Consider the following 20,234-nt stretch of genomic DNA (forward strand, 5'->3'; position numbering starts at 1 on the left):
CCCCCCCCCCCCCCCCCCCACCCGGGTGACGCTTCACCCACCCGCCGGGAGCGCCGGACTTCTGCCGGGCGCTATTTCCCGCCGGCCTTCGAACGGCGCGCACTCAGCGCCTGAGGGTGGGTGCGGCGCCACCCGCTGCGCCGGCGCGCACCGCCGTCCGATACCGAAACCCCTAATCAAATCATCGGCTTACGCGGCCACGAGTGAGCTGGCACGCCGCTCGCATTGGCAGGGTGTTGCGCCTCACGGAGGTTGGCGTGTGCCCAGCCATCGATTCGCAGGTTGGCCGGATCGTCGAAGCCATCGAAAGCTATCTCTCTGCCCACCCCGGTGCGGCGGACAGCGAGCTGGGCATCGCTGAATGGTGGCTGCCGACTGAGGGCGTGGACGCCGATCCGCTCACGGTGGCCGAGGCGCTGGCCTGGCTGGAGGCGCATCGCGGCGTCGAGCGACAGAAGCTGCCCGATGGCCGCGTGATCTACCGCGCGGCACGCGGGCCGGAACACGGAGAAGCTTGAGTGGCCGGTACCGAAGCGATTGCAACCGTCAGCAAGACCCTGCGCGGCCTGCTCGAAGAGGCCCGCCCGGCCGCCTTTTCCGAGCAGCCGGTGGTGCTTTTGCGGCCGGTGGATTTCGACAACGGCTACAAGGATGTGGCCGGCGCATCGAAGGGCGCCTTCGGTTTGCTGCTGCACCGGGTCACCATCAATACCGCGCGGCGCTCCCTGCCGCCGCGCACGGCGCCGGACGGCACGCGGCTGCGGCCTTCCTTGCCGGTGGATCTTCACTACCTGCTGGTGGTGTGGCACAGCGATGCGGAGTTCAGCCAGATGATGCTCGGCTGGGCGATGCGCCAGATTGAAGATGCGCAGCTACTGCCTGCTCACCTGCTGAACCACTACGCGCCGGTGGCTGGCGTGTTCCCCGAAAACGAGGGCATCGAAGTGGTCTGCGATCCGCTTGCGATTGCCGACTGGCTGGCCCTGTGGGACAAGCTCAAGCCGCACCTCGTGATTGGCATGAGCTACGTGGCGCGCGCCGTGCTGCTTGATTCGGATGCGCCGCTTCACAGCTATGGCCCGGTGCTCGAACGGGTTCTGCCGCTTGGCGAGGTCGCGCGATGAGTGGCGTGCGCGAGCTTGAACGGATCACGCTCCGGCCCGGCCTTGGCCTGCGGCTTGAAGACCCGTTCGGCGGCGCACTCGGCAGCGGCCTCAAGGTGACGGCGACACCGCCCGATAGCGGCATGCCACCGCAGCGTTTGCAGCCCACGCCTTCCGGCCACTGGGTGGCCCACGGCCTGCCGGGCCTGCGCGGGTGGGAAAACGCAGAGACCGGCGATCCGCTGGCGCTGGCGCGGGAATTCGAGATCAAGGTCGAAGACCCGCAGGCGAGGGTGCTGCCCACGCGCTTCCGCCTCACGCTGCCGCAGAACCGCCTGGCAAGGCTGCGCTGCCCGGGCCCGTTACCGGGTGATCCGCCGATCGAGCATTTCCCGATTCCTTTGTTCGCCACGCCGGCTCGCCCCGCCCCGGCCCACTGGGCCTGCCTGCGCGCCAGCCTGCGCGAACTGCCCTTGGCTGACCCCGACAAAGCCGCGCCCGCCGCTTGGGCGCTGCTCGAAGTGCGCCAGGGCGCCACGCTGCTGGCACGCGGCATGGCCGATGCGCGCGGCGAACTGATGGTCTGCTTTGCCTACCCCGAACCGGCCGACGCCGGCGGCGTCGCGCGCAGCGCCTTTGATCACCAGTGGCCGCTCACGCTCACGGTGCGCTACCAGCGCCAGCCGTCCGAATCGATTCCGCTGCTGTGCGCCTTGCTGGCACAGCCGGCATGCCAGATCGCCCGTTCCGTTGCCGGGGCACCCCCGGCGCCGGTGCTGGGCGCCGATCTACCCGTCAGCCTGCGCTATGGCCAGCCGCTTGCGGCTGCGACCCCCGGCGCGCGGGCGCTCTTCGTGCAACCCTAGGAGCTCGCCATGCCCGAATACCTCGCACCCGGCGTGTACGTCGAAGAGACGTCCTTCCGTGCCAAATCCATTGAAGGCGTCAGCACCACGACCACCGGTTTCGTCGGCCCTTGCCGCTATGGCCCGATCACGCAGCGGCCCGACATCCTGACCGGACTCGTCGAGTTCGAGTACTTCTACGGCGATGGCCGGGCGCTTCAACTCGACAACGAAGGCGCGCCGGAAACCCGCACCAACTACCTGTGGCACGCCGCGCGCAGCTTCTTTGAAGAGGGCGGCAAGCGGCTCTACATCAGCCGTGTGTTCCGTCGCATCGACGACACCGACGCCGATAACCCCATCCCTTACGGCCGGCCTGCCGACACGCTGGAGGACGATGCTGCGGCGATGCTGGCCGCTGAAGTGGCCGATGTGCAGGGCGATGGGCATGCCCGCGCACTGCTGGCTTCGGCCGATGCGGTCAGCGCGCTGGAGATCATCCGCCAGACGCGCGAGGTAATCACCGCCGCAACAGCCGCCGCGGCCGATGCCGCCGCCGATGCCGCCGCCACCGCCTTGGCCGACATCCTTGACGCCGCGCCGCTGCACGATGCGGCCGAAGCCGCAAGCAATGCGGCGCGCGCCCTGTCCGATGCGCGCAATGCCGATCCGGTTGTCCCCGCCACCGTCACCACCGCCACCACGGCTGCCCGCAACGCCGCCAACACGCTGGAAGCTGAAGTGCTTGGCGGCACCATCGGCGTGCGCGCCCGCTTCCCGGGCCGCGCAGGCAACTACCGCGTCCGCCTCTTCTTCCGCTACGGCCAGGATGTGCTGGGTGAGCGCGACGGCGAGACGGCGGTATCGACCATGCTGCACAACGATCTGGTGCTGATCGACGACGCCGATGGCGGCAACGGCGAACTGCATCGCGCCCGCTGGGATGCTGAAGAACGCACCTGGTCCTTCGAGCCCGCCGATGGCGGCACCGAAGTCGAATTGTCAGGCCTTGATCCCGACACCCAGCGCGTGCGCATTCTCACTGCCACCGTGGCGGTCGAGCCGATGGATGCCTCGCGCGGCGCAGAGGTGTGGGATGGTCTCGCCTTCGACCCCTCGCACACCCGCAGCGGCGCACCGGATTCGATCCGTGCGCGCTTCCGCGTCTTGCCGGCGGCAGATCCGCAGGCGCGCGAACTGCCGATCGAGGTGCTGTTCGGTGAAGAGTGCCAGACCGCGCTGGACGTGGTGGCGGCGCTCGAAGCCGCGCACGCGGCGGCCAACCCGCTCGCCGGCGGTGTGACCGCCTCGCCCTCGAACACCCTCGCCGAGGCGCTGCGTGCGCCGGATGAAGATGGCGCCATCGGCAGCATGGAGATCCGCCTCGTTGGCGGCAACGACGGCGCGCCGCTCACCGCCACCGAATACGCAGGCCGCGCCGAGCTGAGCGATCCGTACAAGACCGGGCTTGCGTCTTTTGAAGACATCGAAGACATCTCGATCGTCGCTGCGCCGGGCTCGACCTTCGGCTACGAGCAGTCCGACGACGCGCGCAGCAACGCGCAAGCGGTGCTCAACACCGTCATCGCCCACGCCGCGCGCATGCGTTACCGCATTGCGGTGCTCGACAGTGGCGACGCGCAGTCCATCGCTGCCGTGCGGACCATGCGCGCCCGCTTCGATTCGACTTACGCCGCGCTCTACTACCCGTGGGTCAAGGTGCGCGATCCGATCACGCGGCAAGACCTGATGCTGCCGCCCTCCGGCTTTGTCGCCGGCATCTACGCGCGCAACGACATCGAACGCGCGGTGTGGAAAGCGCCTGCGAACGAAGTGGTGCGCGGGGCGATCGGCTTCGAGCTGATGCTCAACCGCGCGCAGCAAGAGGTGTTGAACCCCGAGGGCGTCAACTGCTTCCGCTACTTCGAAGGGCGCGGCATGCGGCTGTGGGGCGCACGCACGATCAGCTCCGACCCCGAGTGGAAGTACGTCAACATCCGCCGCTACTTCTGCTACCTCGAACGTTCGATCGACAAGGGCACGCAGTGGGCGGTGTTCGAACCCAACGGCGAGAAGCTGTGGGCCAACGTGCGCCGCACCATCGAAGACTTCCTGCTCAACGAATGGCAGTCCGGCGCGCTCCTCGGTGAGCGGCCCGAAAAAGCCTACTTCGTGCGCTGCGACCGTTCCACCATGACCCAGAACGACCTCGATAACGGTCGCCTGATCTGCCTGATCGGCGTTGCGCCGCTCAAGCCCGCCGAATTCGTCATCTTCCGCATCGGGCAGTGGACCGCCGATGCACGCCGCTAACAGGAGACCCCGATCATGGCCGTGCTACGCGAACGCCCCTACGTGCAGTTCAACTTCCTCGTCGACCTCGGTGACGGCAACACCGAAGGCGCCGACGCGGGTTTCCAGGAAGTCTCCGGTATCGGCATGGAGGTCACCGTCGCCGAATACCGCAACGGCAACGAGCGTGAAAACTCGGTGCGCAAGATCACCGGCCTCAACAAGAGCACCGACGTCACGCTCAAGCGCGGCGTGATCGGCTCGCTGCGGCTCTACAACTGGCTCAACGAAATCCGCAACGGCGATCAGAACGCCATGCGGACGGTGACGATCCAGCTGCAGAACGAGGATCACACCCAGGTCGTGCAGACCTGGAAGCTCCTGCGCGCCCGCATCATCAAGCACACCTCAGGGCCGATGAACGCCAAGGGGACGGATGTGGCGATGGAAGAGCTGGTGCTCGCGTACGAGCGGCTGGAGATGGAGTGAGGGGAGGGGCCGTGCTTTTCGCACGTGATGGTCTCTCGTTTGTCGCCGGCGACGCGGTTGTGGGCGTAGCTTGGGCTGAACTTGGCGAGGCCCAACGCATCGGCTTGCGATTGGCGTGGCTCGTTGGTGGTCGCTGTGCCGCTCAAGCCGGGTCCCGCCCCGGCGGGCGGGGTACTTTCTTTGTGCGAACAAAGAAAGTACCCAAAGAAAGTCGCCCCGCTTCAACGCCCCGCCTGCGGCGGGGTTCCCTGTGCTGCTCGGATCGCCGGGGGCCTGCGGAACTCGCCCTCGCTACGCTCGGTGCTCAAACAGTCCTCGGCCCCGCCGTGCTGCGCACGTCGGAACCCGGCGCCCCTGCGCTGCTCGGCGTTTCAGAGGGGAATGGAAAAGCGTCGACGTTCGACCGCTCGTATCGAACTGCAGTGCGCGGTGAAACACCGATGGTTTTGACCTTGGGCCCCGTCGAGAGCGCCGAGCAGCGCAGCGGGGTCGGGGGATCGGCGCGCAGCGCCGACGGCGAGGACTGTCTGAGCGGCGGGCGTAGCCCGGCGCGAGTTCCGCAGCCGCCCGAATTCGCGAGCAGCGCAGGGAAGTCAGACACGCAGTGTCTGACCGCGAACGCCGGGTCGCCTTTTCTTGCTTACTTCTTTTGGCGAAGCAAAAGAAGTAACACGCCCGCCGGGGCGGGACCCGGCTGCAGCGGCACGGCCGTGCCAAGCAAACAACGCCAACCGCAAGCCGCGCGCGCAGGCTGTTGGGATTCGCGAAGCCCAGCTCAACCTACGACTGCGCCCGAGGCTCCGCGAAGAAACGTCCAAACTGCGCGAGTGTTTGCGAGGGGCGCAGACGATCAGCCCTCTGACCGGCGCCTGAGGTCATGACCACTCCCCTCCGCCTCCCCGGCCTCGCCTTCGAATCCGCGCCCGTCGTGCTCGACGAGCGCCTCCCCCGCATGGACATCGCGCTCTTCGTCGGCTTCGCCCGCCGCGGCCCGATCGACCGCCCGGTGGTGTGTGAGGACTACGCGGCGTTCACCGCGATTTTTGGCGCCGAGCATGAACTCTTCACTGACGCGACTTCAGGCGCGCCGGTGACGGCGCAACTGGCGCCGGCGGTGCAGAGTTTCTTTGCCAACGGTGGGCGGCGTTGCTGGGTCACCCGTGTGGCGCGCAGGCCCGCGACGGCGAAGCTGCCGCTCGCCGGGCTGTGGTACGAAACGCGACTGGGATGGCGCGCAGCGCAGGCACGGGCGAGCAGTGGCGGGCGCTGGGGATTCGGTGTGCGCACTGGCGTGCGGCTTGAACGCAGCCCGATCGGCGTGCTCGATACCGGCAACCCGTGGGATGGCGCCGCGCCGCACCGGATCGCGCTGGACCCAGCCTCCACCGCGATGCCCGAGGCGGGCGATCTGCTGCGCTTTGTCAGCGAGGCGCCGGATGCCTCGCTCGGCGGCGCCTTCTCCCGCGTCGTGGTGTTCCTGCGCGTCGCGAGTGTGCTCAAGCGCAACCAGGGGCAGCACGGCACGCGGGTCGACGCACGCATCGCTGAGAGCTGGTGGTTCGGGGTGCCGACCAGCATGCCGGCGACGCTGGACGGAAGCCTCTCGCTGCCACGTGCACGGGCGGTGACGGTAAGGTTCGAGGCGGCGGATCAAGCGGGCGCGCCGACACCGATCGGGCCGGAATGGTCGGGCGTGCTGCGCATCGAACTGCCGGCGGCGCTGCCCGCGGCCGACTGGCCGCAGCCGGGTCACCCGCTGCGTCTGCGCGCGGGTAGCCGTGTCATTCTCGCGACCTTGGGCGACTGCGTGCTCAGCGCGCGTGATGCGACCACGATCACGCTCAAGGCGCAGGTCGCGCTGCTTGAACAACTGCCGGCGCCCTGTGCATTGGGCGACGAGCCGCTCGGTGAGCGCCTGCGCATCACGCTGATGTGCGACGACGAGCAGGCGGGCGCCAGCGCACTGGCCTCGGTGGGCCTTTGCCCGGCGCAGGCGCGCGCATGGCAGGCGCTGCCGCGCGACGACGCACGCTGGAGCGCAGACCCGGCCCACACCGTGCAGCTCAGTGGCGCCCATCTGGCGTTGCGCACCGAGGCGGCCGCCAAGTCCTTCCCGCTCGCCGGGCGTGGCCTTGGCGATTGCCTGCCGATCGGCCTGCCCTGGGCGGCACCGGCCTGGCTGCCGGCGCTGCAGGATTCGCGCAGCGGCCTTGCGCGCGATGGGCTGCGGCGGCTTTCTGCTGCGCTGTTCCTCGATCCACGTCTGAACGACGCCACGATTCACACGATGGTCGCGCGTGCCGAGGCACTGCGCTTCCCCTTCGACCCGGCACGCATGCCGGCACGTTCGCTGCGCGGGGTGCATACGCTGCTCGCGCTCGAAGAGGCGACGCTGCTCGCCGCGCCCGACCTGGCCCTGCCGCCCTGGCGCCCGGCGCATGCGTCGGACTGGCCCGCGCCGGCGGCCTCCGATCCGGTGCTGGCACCCAGCGGCCCTTGCGGTGCGAATCTGCCTTTCGCGGCCTGCCTTCCGCTGCGCCTTGCAGCGCCAACGCTGGCCATCGAACGCGATGGCGAGGGCCGGCTCACCGCACGTTGGATGGCTGACCCGCTGGCGGACGGTTTCATCCTCGAAGGCGCGCGCCACCCGGATTGGCGCGACGCGGTAGAACTGCTTCGCGGCACGGAGACCGAATGGGCCTTCGATGCCGACCCGCCACCGTGGCGCTACCTGCGGGTGCGGGTTGCCGGCGCGGTGACTTACAGCGATTGGTCTGCCGGGCTCAAGGTGCCGCAGTTGCCGGTGGGTGGCTGGCGCGCACAGCCTGATGCGCCGGAAGGCATTCGCACCGCACTGACGGTGCAGCGCGCGATGCTGCGGATCGCCGCCGCGCGCGCCGACAGCCTTGCGGTGCTCGGTGCCCCGGCCTGGATGGACGACGCCGATGCGCAGCGCCACATTGCCGCGCTGACGCGGCATGGCCCCGGTGGCGACGACGCACTGCTCGGCGACGATGAAGTGATCGCGCTCTCCTACGCCGCGCTCTACCACCCCTGGTTGCGCCGCCGCAGTGCCGAAGGCGTGGTGGCGATGGCGCCCGAAGGCGCTGCCTGCGGCCTTATCGCACGCCGTTCACTTGCGCGTGGCGCGTGGATTGCGGCGGCCAATGAAGTGGTGGCCGACGCGATCGGCCTCGAACGCCCGCCGAGCGACCCGTTGCCGCTGTTCGGCGCGGGCGCCAACCTGTGGCGCTTCGATGGTTTGCGGGTGCGGTTGATGGGCGCCCGCACGCTGAGTCTGGAGGAGGATTGGGTACCGCTGAATGTGCGCCGCCTGATGAGCCTGCTGCGCCGCCTGCTGATCCGTGAAGGCAACGTCTGGGTCTTCGAGCCCAACGGGCCGGCGCTGGAACGCGCGGTCGAACGCGGGCTCACCGCGTGGCTCTCGCAACTGCATACGCGGGGCGCCTTCGCCGGGCGCAAGCCGTCGGAGGCCTGGCAGCTCACGCTCAACCCCGGCCTGCCGCGCGATCGCGACGATGGCCGCTTCGTCGTCGAGCTGCGCTTCGCGCCGGCGCAGCCGCTGGAGTTCCTGACGATTCGCGTTGTTCGCGCGGGCGACACCTTGCGCGTGGAGGCCGGCTGAGATGACACGACCCCCACGCTCGCTAGGCTCGAACAGTGCCGGCTTTGCACAGCCGGCCCGTTCCGCGAGCGCGAAGCGATGCTTCGCGAATTCCTCGCTCCACCCCCCCGAGGGGGCTGCAGTCTCCTTGAGATGGCTCGGCGGAGACTGAGATGAGCAACCCGCGCCCCGAAACCGTGATCTACCCCTTCACTGCGTTCAACTTCGCGGTCGAGATCAATCGTGCCGGCAGCGCCGAGCGCATGGCGTCGGCCTCGTTCGCAGAGTGCGATGGGCTTGAGATCACGATGGAGGCGAAGACGATCCGCGAGGGTGGCGCCAACGGGCAGCTTATCCGCCTCGCCTCGCCGGTGGGCTACGGCACGCTCACGCTCAAGCGCGGCATGACGGCCAACTTCGATCTGTGGGAGTGGGTCGAGCAAACCGTGGAAGACCCGCGCGTGCGCGCCGACTGCGAGGTGGTGATCTTTGCCGCCGACGGCAGTACCGAGCGGGTGCGATTCCTCGCCGCGCGCTGCCTGCCGGTGAAGCTGAAGGCACCCGCGCTGAACGCCAAGGACGGCATGGTCGCGGTGGAAGAACTGCAGCTTGCCTATGAAACCCTGTCGCTCAAACCACCGGGAGCCCGCTGATGCCGGTCGCCATTCCGCTTGAAAAGGCCCGCCTCGTCGAGCTGGAACCGGACTTCGAAACGGTGAAGTCCGGCGGCCGCAGCGTCTTCGTGCAGTTCAACCCCGAATCGCTGAAGGTGAACTTCGCCAACCAGGTGCAGCAGCCGCAGGGCGGTGGTGATTCGGGCGCGCCGCCTTCGATCCAGTTCGTTGGCGCCGGGACCACCAAGCTCACCGTGCAGCTGTGGTTCGACGCCACCGCACCGATCGAAGCGCGTGCGCTGCCGCAGGCCGAGCGCGGCGCCGGCAAGGTGGACGACGTGCGCAAGCTGACGCAGGAAGTTGCCTGGTTCATCACCCCGCAACCTGCGCCGAAAGAGAAGAACAAGTTCATCCCGCCGGCGGTGGCCTTCTTCTGGGGCACCTTCCAGTTCAACGGCATGATCGATTCGATGGATGAGTCGCTCGAATTCTTCGCGCCAGAGGGTAAGCCGCTGCGCGCCCAGGTTTCGCTGTCGATGTCGCAACCGCGCATCTCCGCCTTCAAGTTCGCACAGCCGGTTGGCCGGCCCGATGCCGCGCCGCGCACGCCGCTGACCGGCGGAGGTTCGGGCAGCACCGCGCCGGGTTCGCCGGGCGCCGGCAGCACCGGGCCAGGCGGGCAGCCGCTCACCGCCGCGCCCAACGGCGCCAGCCTGCAGCAGATGGCCGCCGCCAGCGGGCAGGGCGGCGACTGGCGCGCGATCGCGCAGGCCAACGGGATCGAGAACCCGCGCCTGCTGGTCTCTGGCCAGCTGATCAACATGAACCTGCGTGGAGGCTGAGCGATGGCGATCGTGATCAACGACTTCGAAGTGGTCACCGCTCCCGCAGCGGCCGAAGCGGATGCCGGCGCTGCCAACGCACCGGCCAGCAACGCTGCGCCGCCGACTGACCCGCAGACCCTCGCCGCGGTGCTGGCGTGGCTCGCCGCGCGCAGCGAACGCCTCAAGGACGACTGAGCCATGCCGGTACAGGACGCCCTTCGCTCCTCACGCCCGACCATCGTGATCGATGGCGAGACCTATCCGGCCGTCGCCAGCGCACTGCGTGAGCTCGCGCTGTGCGACAGCGACGCCGGCCTCGCGCATGGCAGCCTGACCCTGGAGAACTGGGGCCCGCGCAATGGCGGCACCGACTATCAGTACTTCGACCTGCGGGTGTTCGACTTCGGCAAGAAACTCGAAGTGCGCTTGGGTGACGATGTGCTGTTCAAGGGCCGCATCAGCGCGATCGAAGCGAGCTTCGACGAAGGTGCGCCGCCGACGATCACGGTGCTGGCCGAAGACCGGCTGCAAAGCCTGCGCATGAGCCGCCGTACCCGCGTGTTCGAAGACATGAGCGACGCCGACGTGATCCGCCAGATCGCCAATGATCACGGCCTGCAAGCCGAAGTGAGCCTCTCCGGCGATACGCATCGTGTGCTGGCGCAGGCCAACGATACCGACCTCGCGTTCCTGCGCGAACGGGCACGCCGTGGCGGCTTCGAAATCTGGGCCGACGGCGACACGCTCCACGCCGCCGAGCGCAGCAGTCGTCGCGCTGCGCCGGTGACCCTGACCACCGGTGCGAGCCTGCGCAGCTTCCGCGTCGTGGCCGATCTCGCGCACCAGGTCAGCAGCGTCAGCATCGGCGGGTGGGACGTTGCCGCGAAGGACGCGCTCAAGGGTGAAGCCGAGGCCTCGTCGCTGTCGTCTGAAGGTGGCGGCCAGCGCGGCGCCGATCTGGTGTCGAGCAAACTCAGTGCGCGTACCGAGGCGGTGACGCACAGCTTTCCGGCAACCGCGTCCGAGGCCGATGCAATCGCGCGCGCCTGGCTTGCGCAGCGTGCGCGGCGCTTCGTCGTGGCGCATGGCGTGACCGAAACGACGAGCGACCTGAAGGTCGGCGCACGCATCAAGATCGAAGGCGTCGGGCCGCTCTTCAAGGGCGATTACGACCTTGTCGGCGTGACGCATCGCTTCGACAACCGCATCGGCTTGCGGACCGAGATCGCACTTGAACGCGCGTGGATTGGAGAGCCGGCATGAGCCCCCACGCTCGTGTTCACTCGCTGCCCCCCGCGGGGGCGAACGTCGCCCTTGGGGCGGCCCGGCGGGAGGCGTCGTGAATTTGACCGACGAGCTCCGCGCGCGCAGCCCGGCGGGCCTGGGTGGCCCGTGGTTTGGCGTGTACCCGGCCCAGGTCACCGACATCAAGGACCCGGACGGGCAGGGCCGGGTGCGGGTGAAGCTGCCCTGGCTGCCCGATTCCGGCAGTGCCCAGTACGAAAGCTGGGCGCGGCTGACCACGATGATGACCGGCAACAACCGCGGCAGCTGGTTTATCCCCGATGTGGGCGACGAAGTGCTGGTGGCGTTCGTCGGCGGCAACGCACGCCACCCCTGCGTGGTCGGTGCGTTGTGGAACGGCAGCGATGCGCCGCCCGAATCGATGGACGGTTCGGGCAACAACTACCTGAAGGTCATCCGCTCGCGCAACGGCGTGAAGCTCACGCTCGACGATCAGGACGGGCAGGAGAAGTTCATCGTCGAAACCCCCGGCGGCCAGAAGATCACGCTGCAGGATGGCCCCGGCAAGGTCGAGGTGATCGACTCCAACGGCAACTCGATCAAGCTCGAAACGGCCGGTATCACGATCGAAGCCGCCGCCAAGGTCACGGTGAATGCGTCCAACGTGGAAGTGAGCGCCGGCATGGTCACGGTGAATGCCGGCATGTCGCGTTTTTCCGGTGTGGTCCAGTGCGACACGCTGATTTCGAATTCAGTCATCAGCGCCAGCTATACCCCCGGCGCCGGAAATATTTGGTAATCATGGACCGCGCCCGCTTCCCTCAACACGACAGCGTTTGGCAGGCGCCTTCGCCCTTGTGGGGCGGCGCGCGCGAGCGGACCTTGCGGCCGGCGCTGCTGCGCTTTGCTGACGACGACTTCATGGAGCGCATCGCGGCGATCCTCGCGCAGCCCGATTCGGCGGCGCGCAGCGCGGCGCTGGAGACCTTGCAGGCGCGCGGCGAATCCTGGCGCGATGGCGTGCCCGCGACGCCGAGCCCCGCACCCGCGGCGACGCCCTTGGCGCGCCGGCTTGCGGCGCGGATCGGCAAACCGATGCGTCGGAGCGCGGCGGCTGAGGCGACGCCCAGCCACAAGGCGGCTCCCGCGGTCGAGCGGCCCTTGAAGCTCTTCCAGCCGGCGCATCAGCGCTTCTACCTCATTGCCGCCAGCTTGGTGTGCGGCACGCCGGGCCTGCCGGATCGCGCGCTCAACAGCACGATGAAGGAATCGGTGCGCTTCGTCGTGCGCCGGCTGCTGCCCACCGCGGCCAACAAGGACGCGGCCTTCGCCAAACCCGCGCAGGCCGCCTACGACCCGCAGCAGTGGCAGGAGTACGCCTGGGTCAGCGGCCCGCAGGGGATGCGTTGGGCGGCGGCGGACGACACCACGCTTGCGGCGGGCGAAGACCTGCTGCCCCTGTTCCCGATGGCCTGGCGCGAGGAAGGCCCCAGCGGTGAGCGCCCGCGCCGCATGTGGGCCGGGCTGGTGCCGGTGGGCAAGCGCGAGGCCTATCTGGGCGGCGCGATCGACGAAGCGACGACAGCCCCGGCGCCGGCCGCAAACGCGGTGGATGACGATGACGCGCGCCTCACGCTGCTGCGTAAAACCGTCACTGGCCCGTGGCGGCAGCTGATCGAGCAGGGCTGGGCGCACTACAACAGTCACGAGCGCAGCAGCCCGGTGGCGGACCAGGTCTTCCTCGACAACGAAGAGGGGCGCGCGACGGTGGCGCGGCGGCGCTTGCGCGAGGCGATGCAAACGAGCACCTGGTATGTGCTCGCCGACTTCGCAAAATGGCTGGTCGAAGAGCTGCCCGAGGTGTGGAAAGCAGTGCTCGCGCGAGCGGGCGGTACGCCGCTGCCGGCGCTGAGCACCGCCGAGGATGCATTCTTCGACGCGCTCGACGCAGCCCGCGTCGACGTCAGCCTCTTTGGTTCGCTGACGCAGGCAGTCGGCGAGGCCTATCAGGCGCAGCCAGAAGGGCTCAGCTACGACAACGCGAAGAGCGTGCAGCAGAACGCCCAGCGTCTGTTCGCGATGCCGGACAACCTTTGCGCTGCCTTGGTCGCCGCCAGGAATGCGAGCGCCGCGCTCGAAGCGGCACGCGGCGTGTTCGGCTGGACGGGTATCGCCGCGCGGCGCGGCTGGCCCGGCTTCCTCTTCCCGCTGGCGGACGGCATCGTGCCCACCGGTGCGCCGATGCCCTTGCCGCTGGTGGAGCAGGACGCGGCCTTCTTCATCACGCCCGCCGATCGCCGCCACTTCCGCGCGCTCAACCGCCTCGTCGAACTCGCCGCCGCTGCGCTGCCCGCCGCACCCGATCGCCCCAAGCTGCTCAGCGTTGCGCCGCCGCCACGGCTCGACGTTGAAAACTGGTTCGTGATCCGCTGTGTGCTGACGCGGCCGGACTGTTTCAAGCACGGCCCGACGATCTCTGCGCCGACCGAGGCCTTCCAGCTCGCCAGCTTCTTCGACCCCGACGCCCCCGCGCGGCCGATCCGCATCGGCCTGCCGGTGGACACCAGTTCCGCCGGTCTGCGCAAGTTCGACAAGAACACCGCCTTCGTCATGAGCGATCTGCTCTGTGGCCAGGTGGCGCGCGCCAAGGGGCTCGGCCTGGTCGACCTGGTGCGATCGGTGCTGCCCTGGCCGCTGCACAAGGATCTGGATGTGGGCGACATGGGGCCGTGCTCGAAGAACGACAGCAACCAGCTCGGCATGATCTGCTCGCTGTCGATACCGATCATCACGCTCTGTGCGTTGATCCTGCTGCTGGTGATGGTGAGCCTGCTGGACTTCATCTTCAGGTGGATGCCGTTCTTTGCGATCTGTTTCCCGATCTTGAAGAAGAAGGGGGGTGGGTCATGACTTTCGGTTTTGTTGCTGGCCGCAACTGGGGACTGGATGCGTGTGGCGAAGCCCAACGTTCGGCTTGTGGCTTGCGGTTTGCGTTGGTGTTAGGCGCCGGCCTTCCCGCTCAAGCCGGGTCCCGCCCCGGCGGGCGGGGTACTTTCTTTGTGCGAACAAAGAAAGTACCCAAAGAAAATCGCCCCGCTTCAACGCCCCGCCTGCGGCGGGGTTCCCTGTGCTGCTCGGCTCGCCGGGGGCCTGCGGAACGCGCCCTCGCTACGCTCGGTGCTCAAACAGTCCTCGGCCCCGCCGTGCTGCGCACGTCGGAACCCGGCGCCCCTGCGCTGCTCGGCGTTTCAGAGGGGGAGGGAAAAGCGTCGACGCTCGACCGCTCGTATCGAACTGCAGTGCGCGGTGAAACACCGATGGTTTTGACCTTGGGTCCCGTCGAGAGCGCCGAGCCGCGCAGCGGGGTCGGGGGATCGGCGCGTAGCGACGACGGCGAGGACTGTCTGAGCGGCGGGCGCAGCCCGGCGCGAGTTCCGCTGCCGCCCGATTTCGCGAGCACGCGAGGGGAGTCAGGCGCAAAGCGCCTGACCGCGAACGCCGGGTCGCCTTTTCTTGCTTACTTCTTTTGGCGAAGCAAAAGAAGTAAGACGCCCGCCGGGGCGGGACCCGGCTGCAGCGGCGCGGCCGCGCCATGCAAACAACGCCACCGGCAAGCCACACGCGGCAATCGTCGGGCTTCGCAAAGTTCAGCCCAACCGACGCTCTTCAGCGGCACGGCCGTGCCACGCGAACAACGCCATCCGAATGCCGCACCGTGGGTGTCGAAAAACCCACGCATGGAGCCCCATCCATGAACGCTGACCACCTCCTCGGCCGCAGCCTCGCCTGGCCGCTCACCATCACGCCGGACGGCCGGCTCGCCCGCTCCAGCGGCGAGGCGAACATCCGCGAGAACGTGCGCCTGATTCTCGCCACCAATCGCGGCGAGCGGATCGGCGTGCCGGAGTTCGGCGCCGGGCTGGAGCAGTTTCTGTTCGAGCCGAACACGCTCACCACCCACCAGCTGATCCGCGGCCGGATCGAACAGTCGCTCGCGCGCTGGGAGCCGCGCATCCGCGTCGCGCAGGTTGAGGTCGCGGTGGCGGCGGACGATCCGCTCGCGGCGCGCGTGACGATCACTTACACCCTTGTGACGACCGGCCAGCAGGAACGGGTCGGCCTGACACTCATCCTCGGAGGCAGCTGATGCCGATCGAACTGCCCAAGCTCGACGACCGCGCCTTCCGTGATATCGCCGACGAGGCGATCGCGCGGATTCCGTCGCACACGCCGGAGTGGACCAACTTCAACGAGGCCGATCCGGGCGTCACCCTGCTGGAGCTGTTCGCCTTCATGGCGGAGAACATGCTCTACCGCGCCAACCAGGTGCCGGAGCGCAATCGGCTCAAGTTCCTCCAGTTGCTCGGGGTGCCGCTCTCGCCGGTGCAGGCAGCGCGTGGCGTGGTGGTGTTCGAGAATGCGCGCGGCCCGCTTGCGCCGCTCACGCTCAACCGTGGCGAGCCGCTGCGCGCCGGCAGTCTGCCTTTCCGCACCACGCAAGGGCTCGATGTATTGCCGGTTGATTCCGCGCTGGTCTTCAAGCGCACGCTGGAAGCACCCGACGCAACGACGCTCGCGGCCTACAAGGATCTCTACGCCAGCTTCTCGGTCGGCGGTGCCGCGCCGGATCTCTCGCTCTACGAAACAGTGGATCTGGCGAGCGCACCCGGCACCGAGATCGGCGACACCGAAGGGCAGTGCTTCTGGCTCGCGCTCCTGCGTCGCAGAGCAGACCGCAACGCCACGCGCGAGGATGTGCGCAGCGCGATTGCCGGTCGGGTGCTCACGCTTTGCATGGTGCTGGCGCCGGAGCCCACAACGACCCGCCGCCTCGCGCCGGGTGAGGGCGTCACGCACAAGCCGCCGCAACTGGTGGTGGAGATCGCCGCGGCCGATCGCCTTGGCCCGCCGCCAGCTCGCCTCGCGAGCTGGCGAACCTTGCCGATGCGGATGAGCGGTGATGGCGAGGTCGAGCCGCTGCGGCTGGACGTCGAACTGCCTGCGCTCGAAGGCCTGCTCACCTTTGACGATGTCGACCCGCTCGAAGCCGGTGCCGGCGAGTTGCCGCCGCTGTTTGAAGATCCGCAGACCGATGCGCGCGTGGCGCTGTGGCTGCGCATCCGTCCCGAAGGCGATCTGGGGGGCGCGCGGCTCGCACCGCTGTGGGCGGGCATCAACGCCTGCCAGGTCGAGCAGCGCGACGTGGTGCGCAACGAAGTGATCGGTCTGGGCACCGGCGCGCCGGAGCAGCAGTTCCGCTTCGCACGCGGGCCGGTGGTGCCGGGCAGCGTGCAGGTGTCGGTCGCCGGCAACACCTGGACGGCGACTGATGAGCTTTACGCCGCGCCGCCCGAGATCGCCTTGCGCGACTCACGCCTGCCGCAAAGCCTGCAGCCGGCCGGCGGCGGTGAGGACAGCCGCGTCTTCGCGGTGGATTCCGAAGCCGGCTTGCTGAAGTTCGGCGATGGCCTGCGCGGCGCCCGCCCGCCCTTCGACGCGAGCATCCTTGCCGACTACGACATCACGCAGGGCGCGGCCGGCAACGTCGCCAGCGGCGCGATCAAGATCGGCCCGCGCTTGCCGGCCGGGCTGTCGGTGAGCAACCCGCTTGCCACCTGGGGCGGCCGCGATGCCGAAACCGCCACCGACGGCGAACGCAGCATCCAGGCCTGGCTGCGGCATCGCGATCGCGCCGTGACCGCCGAAGACTACCGTGACCTTGCGTTGCGCACGCCCAGCGTGCGGCTGGCACGGGTTGAGGTGCTGACGGCCTTCAAGCCTGAAGTGGGCGCGACGGCCGGTGCGGTGACGGTGATGGTGGTGCCGGCGAACGACCCCAAGCACCCGGATGCGCCGCGGCCTGATCCGGTGGCGCTGCGCGCGGTGTGCGAGTGGCTCGACCCGCGTCGTCTTGTCACCACCGAGGTCTTCGTCACCGGCCCGCGCTATCGCGGCATCTGGATCGCGGTCGGGCTGGAGCCGGACCCCGGTGTCGCGTTGGCCGAACTGCGGCCGAAAGTGCGTGCGGCGCTGATCGCCTTCCTCTCCGCGCTGCCGCAGGCCGATGCGGTGTCACGCCCCGGCGGCATCGACGACATCACCCCCGGCGGCTGGCCGTTGCGTGCGCCGGTGATTGCCGCGCAATTGCTTGCGGTGGTGGCGCGGGTGCCCGGCGTGCGCCTGGTGAACGACTTGCTTATGGGCGAAGAGGCCGCGAGCGGCCCGCAACCGGCCGATCGGCTCGCCTTCGCCGAACTCGATCAGCCTGAATTGCTGGGCCTGCTGGTCGAGGCGCGTGACTTCTCGCCCGGCGAAAACCCGCTGGTCGGTTTGCGTGAAGCCACGCTGGGCCGCAGCGGTTCCGGTGCGGGCGCCAGCGGCGACGCGAATCGCCGCCTGCCCGTGCCTTTCATTCCCAACCAATGCTGAGGCTTGTGATGCCCCCACGCTCATTGCATTCGCTGCCCCCCGAGGGGGCTTCAGCGCCCTTCGGGCGGCCGGGCGGGCGCTGACCATGGACTCTAACGGCTCCCGCAACTGGCTCTTGCTCGGCCCCGAGGATTGGGGCGCGTGCGTGCGTAGCGATCTGGCCGGCTCGCCGACGGTCGCCTCGCTGTGGCCGGCGGATGCCAGCGCCGGCGAACTCGCGGCCGAAGGCTGGGATGCCGACGATGCTGAGCTGATGCTGCCGCGCGAAGCCTTCCGTTTCCGCGCTGCGCCGCTCGACATCAAGCCCGGCGCATCGCGCCGCCGGGGCGCTGCGGCGGATGCCGACGGCAACGTGTTCTGGGTGGACGTCGACGGCAGCCGCATCCTGCGCCAGTGTGCGCAGAGCGGGCAGCTGAGCGTGTTCTGGCCGCCCGAGCGGCCGATGCCGGAGGTGGTGGGCTCGGTGACCTTGGCCTTCGGGCCGGATCTGCCGCTCAGTGCGGCGCCGGCACCTGTTTTCCGCGGCGAGGCGCAGCCCTTGTTTGGCGATGCCGATCCGCTTACGCCACCGCCGCCGCGACTCGCCGGCCTCGCGATGACGCCCGATCATCGCCTCATCGCCGGCAGCATCGCGCCCGCTGGCTTGCTCGATTTCGACCTCGTCGCCGGTGGCCCGCCGCGCTGGCTCGCGTGGCCCGAAGCCGCGCCCGGCGTGCGCGCCTTCATGCCCTGCGATATCGCGGCCGACGTGTGTGGCGTGTGGATTCTCGACCGCGCGCTGCCCACCGATGCGCCCCCCGCGGCAGCGGTGGATGCACGGCTGTGGCGGCTGGATCGCCGGCTCGCCAGCGTCGGGCTCCTGCCCGCGGCGCCGGTGGCGGAAACGGGTGGATTCGGCCCTCAAGGCGGCGATTCACGTGCACTGCCGCCGGCACCACGGCGTATCGATTTCGCCCACGCGATCGCACTGAACCTGCGCTCGCCGATTGCGGTGGAGTCCTTGCCCGACTGCCGTGCAATCGTGCTCGACAACCCGCTCGCCGGTGACGCCGACCCCTGGGGCGCATTGCTGGTGATCTCGCCCGATCCGCTCGTCGCGCGGGTACGCCTGAGCCTGGACGGGGTGCGCGCCGTGATCGCCGATGAGGATGCCGACGCCTTCCGCCTCGCCGGCCACGCCTTGCTTGCCGCAGCGCCGACGGCCGAGGATCGCAGCGCCGCGCGTGCGCAGCTGTGGGTGGTGGGCGACGACGGCAACCAGGCCTTCCGCATCCTGCTGGTCGAACGCCTTGGCGTGCTCTCGCTCGAACCGCTGCCCGAATTCTTGCCGATGCGCCGTTACGGCGGGCGCGGGCTGGTGGCGGTGGCCGCTGCGCCGCGTTACGACAGCGACGGCCACTGGGTGCCGCTGGTGGTACAGAAGCGCCCGCGCTATAGCCGCACGCTACAACTCGATACCTGGCCCGGCAGCGCCGCGCGGCCGCCCTTCGATGCCGGTGAGCCGGGCTGCGTCTGGCATCGCGTCGTGCTCGACGTGGCGATTCCGCCTGCCTGTGCAATCCGCATCAGCGCGCGTGCCGCGGACGATGTCGTCGCCCTGCGCACTGCGCCGTGGCGCGCGCAGCCGCCGCTGGTGCCGCGCGCCATCGGTGCCGAGCTGCCGTGGCTGGCGCGTCGTGAGTCGCAGCCGATGCAATGCGAACGTGGCAGCCGCGAACTGCTGCTGCAAGGCGTGCGCGGCCGCTACGCGCAACTGCGCATCGAGCTGGCGGGCAACGGCCTCACGACGCCGCGCATCGGCGCGCTGCGGATCTGGTATCCGCGCTTTGACTACCTGCGCTACCTGCCCGCCTGCTGGCGCGAAGACCCGGTTGCAGCCGACTTCCTCGAACGTTTCCTCGCGAACGTTGAAGGCTTGTTCACCAGTTGGGAAGACCGCCTCGCCGCGGTGCAGATGCTCTTCGATGCCCGCACCACGCCGCGCGAATCGCTGCCCTGGCTCGCCGGCTGGCTTGGCCTGCTGCTCGATCCGCAACTCGACGAACGCCGGCGCCGCCTACTGGTGCGCTACGGTCACCGCTTGCTCGCGCGCCGCGGCACCTTGCCCGCGCTGCAGCGCTTGGTCCGCATCGCCACCGACCCCTGCGTCGATCCCTCGATCTTCGATGACGACGCGCCGCTGCCCGAACGCCCCGGCGATGTGCGCTACCTCGAACGCCCGAGCGGCGCCGCGCACACGCTGATCGTGCGGGTGCCGGTACGCCGCAGTGCGGCCGACTACGCGGCCAGGCTCACCACGGTGCGCGACGTGCTGGCGATTGCGCTGCCGGCGCATGTGGCGGGTTCGGTTGAAACGGTGGACTACGCGTTCCGGCTTGGTTCCGCGCGAGTCGGTTTCGAGACGCAGCTCGCTGCGGATGATCCGATTGCGGCGGTGATTGTTGATCAATCGACGCTTGGCATGGCGCGGCTGGCCGCGCCGCCGGAAGGGGTGGAGCGTTGGGCGCTGGATCGGGATCGACTGGGGTTTTTGGGGGTGTTGTCATGAGCGGCGGCCGTCGCCTCTGGTGCCCGCGCGCCGGCTCTGGCGTAGGTTGGGCTGAGCATCGCGAAGCCCAACGCTGCGGCTTGCGATTTGCACTGCCGGTTTGCTCCGACCTTCCCGCTCAAGCCGGGTCCCGGCCCGGCGGCCGGGGTACTTTCTTTGTGCGAACAAAGAAAGTACCCAAAGAAAGTCGCCCCGCTTCAACGCCGCGCGCTTCGCACGC

General features: G+C 69.1%; 15 protein-coding genes. All 15 read left to right on the plus strand.

The features are described 5' to 3' along the window. The first annotated feature begins 257 nt into the window (after window positions 1–257). The 15 genes from OPU71_RS20350 to OPU71_RS20420 all read left to right on the plus strand — a co-directional run bounded on the left by OPU71_RS20350 (window position 258) and on the right by OPU71_RS20420 (window position 20,014). Window positions 258–518 (plus strand): hypothetical protein, encoded by a 261-nt coding sequence (locus OPU71_RS20350; protein ID WP_267729906.1) that lies wholly within the window; start codon window positions 258–260, stop codon window positions 516–518. Next, complete coding sequence (locus OPU71_RS20355; RefSeq protein WP_267729907.1) at window positions 519–1,124, plus strand: DUF4255 domain-containing protein; 606 nt, start codon at window positions 519–521, stop codon at window positions 1,122–1,124. It abuts the gene before it with no gap. Continuing rightward, complete coding sequence (locus OPU71_RS20360; protein ID WP_267729908.1) at window positions 1,121–1,969, plus strand: hypothetical protein; 849 nt, start codon at window positions 1,121–1,123, stop codon at window positions 1,967–1,969. The genes OPU71_RS20355 and OPU71_RS20360 overlap by 4 nt, the downstream gene beginning before the upstream one ends. Before the next feature lie 9 nt (window positions 1,970–1,978). Next, window positions 1,979–4,261: a phage tail sheath family protein gene (locus OPU71_RS20365; RefSeq protein WP_267729909.1), complete on the plus strand. Its 2,283-nt coding sequence runs from the start codon at window positions 1,979–1,981 to the stop codon at window positions 4,259–4,261. A 15-nt stretch (window positions 4,262–4,276) separates the two neighbouring features. Next, complete coding sequence (locus OPU71_RS20370) at window positions 4,277–4,729, plus strand: phage tail protein (RefSeq protein WP_267729910.1); 453 nt, start codon at window positions 4,277–4,279, stop codon at window positions 4,727–4,729. Between the two features lie 877 nt (window positions 4,730–5,606). Then, a complete protein-coding gene (locus OPU71_RS20375; protein WP_267729911.1) occupies window positions 5,607–8,375 on the plus strand; it encodes a phage tail sheath C-terminal domain-containing protein in 2,769 nt (922 codons plus the stop codon). 152 nt (window positions 8,376–8,527) lie between these two features. Further along, window positions 8,528–9,007 carry a phage tail protein gene (locus tag OPU71_RS20380; protein WP_267729912.1) on the plus strand — a complete coding sequence of 160 codons (480 nt, stop codon included), beginning with the start codon at window positions 8,528–8,530 and terminating at the stop codon, window positions 9,005–9,007. Further along, complete coding sequence (locus tag OPU71_RS20385) at window positions 9,007–9,810, plus strand: hypothetical protein (protein WP_267729913.1); 804 nt, start codon at window positions 9,007–9,009, stop codon at window positions 9,808–9,810. The genes OPU71_RS20380 and OPU71_RS20385 overlap by 1 nt, the downstream gene beginning before the upstream one ends. Window positions 9,811–9,813: 3 nt before the next feature. Continuing rightward, window positions 9,814–9,987: a hypothetical protein gene (locus OPU71_RS20390; protein ID WP_267729914.1), complete on the plus strand. Its 174-nt coding sequence runs from the start codon at window positions 9,814–9,816 to the stop codon at window positions 9,985–9,987. 3 nt (window positions 9,988–9,990) lie between these two features. Further along, window positions 9,991–11,055, plus strand: a complete 1,065-nt coding sequence (locus tag OPU71_RS20395; protein WP_267729915.1) for a phage late control D family protein — start codon at window positions 9,991–9,993, stop codon at window positions 11,053–11,055. A gap of 76 nt (window positions 11,056–11,131) precedes the next feature. Next, complete coding sequence (locus OPU71_RS20400) at window positions 11,132–11,836, plus strand: phage baseplate assembly protein V (protein WP_267729916.1); 705 nt, start codon at window positions 11,132–11,134, stop codon at window positions 11,834–11,836. Window positions 11,837–11,838: 2 nt separating this feature from the next. Further along, window positions 11,839–13,947, plus strand: a complete 2,109-nt coding sequence (locus OPU71_RS20405; RefSeq protein WP_267729917.1) for a hypothetical protein — start codon at window positions 11,839–11,841, stop codon at window positions 13,945–13,947. Between the two features lie 841 nt (window positions 13,948–14,788). After that, window positions 14,789–15,184, plus strand: coding sequence for a GPW/gp25 family protein (locus OPU71_RS20410; RefSeq protein WP_267729918.1), 396 nt, complete (start codon window positions 14,789–14,791; stop codon window positions 15,182–15,184). After that, window positions 15,184–17,466, plus strand: a complete 2,283-nt coding sequence (locus OPU71_RS20415) for a putative baseplate assembly protein (protein WP_267729919.1) — start codon at window positions 15,184–15,186, stop codon at window positions 17,464–17,466. The genes OPU71_RS20410 and OPU71_RS20415 overlap by 1 nt, the downstream gene beginning before the upstream one ends. A gap of 85 nt (window positions 17,467–17,551) precedes the next feature. Next, window positions 17,552–20,014 carry a phage tail protein gene (locus OPU71_RS20420; RefSeq protein ID WP_267729920.1) on the plus strand — a complete coding sequence of 821 codons (2,463 nt, stop codon included), beginning with the start codon at window positions 17,552–17,554 and terminating at the stop codon, window positions 20,012–20,014. The last annotated feature ends 220 nt before the right edge of the window (window positions 20,015–20,234 follow it).

Origin of the sequence: Niveibacterium sp. 24ML (genome assembly GCF_026586805.1) — a bacterium.
Taxonomy (GTDB): Bacteria; Pseudomonadota; Gammaproteobacteria; order Burkholderiales; family Rhodocyclaceae; genus Niveibacterium.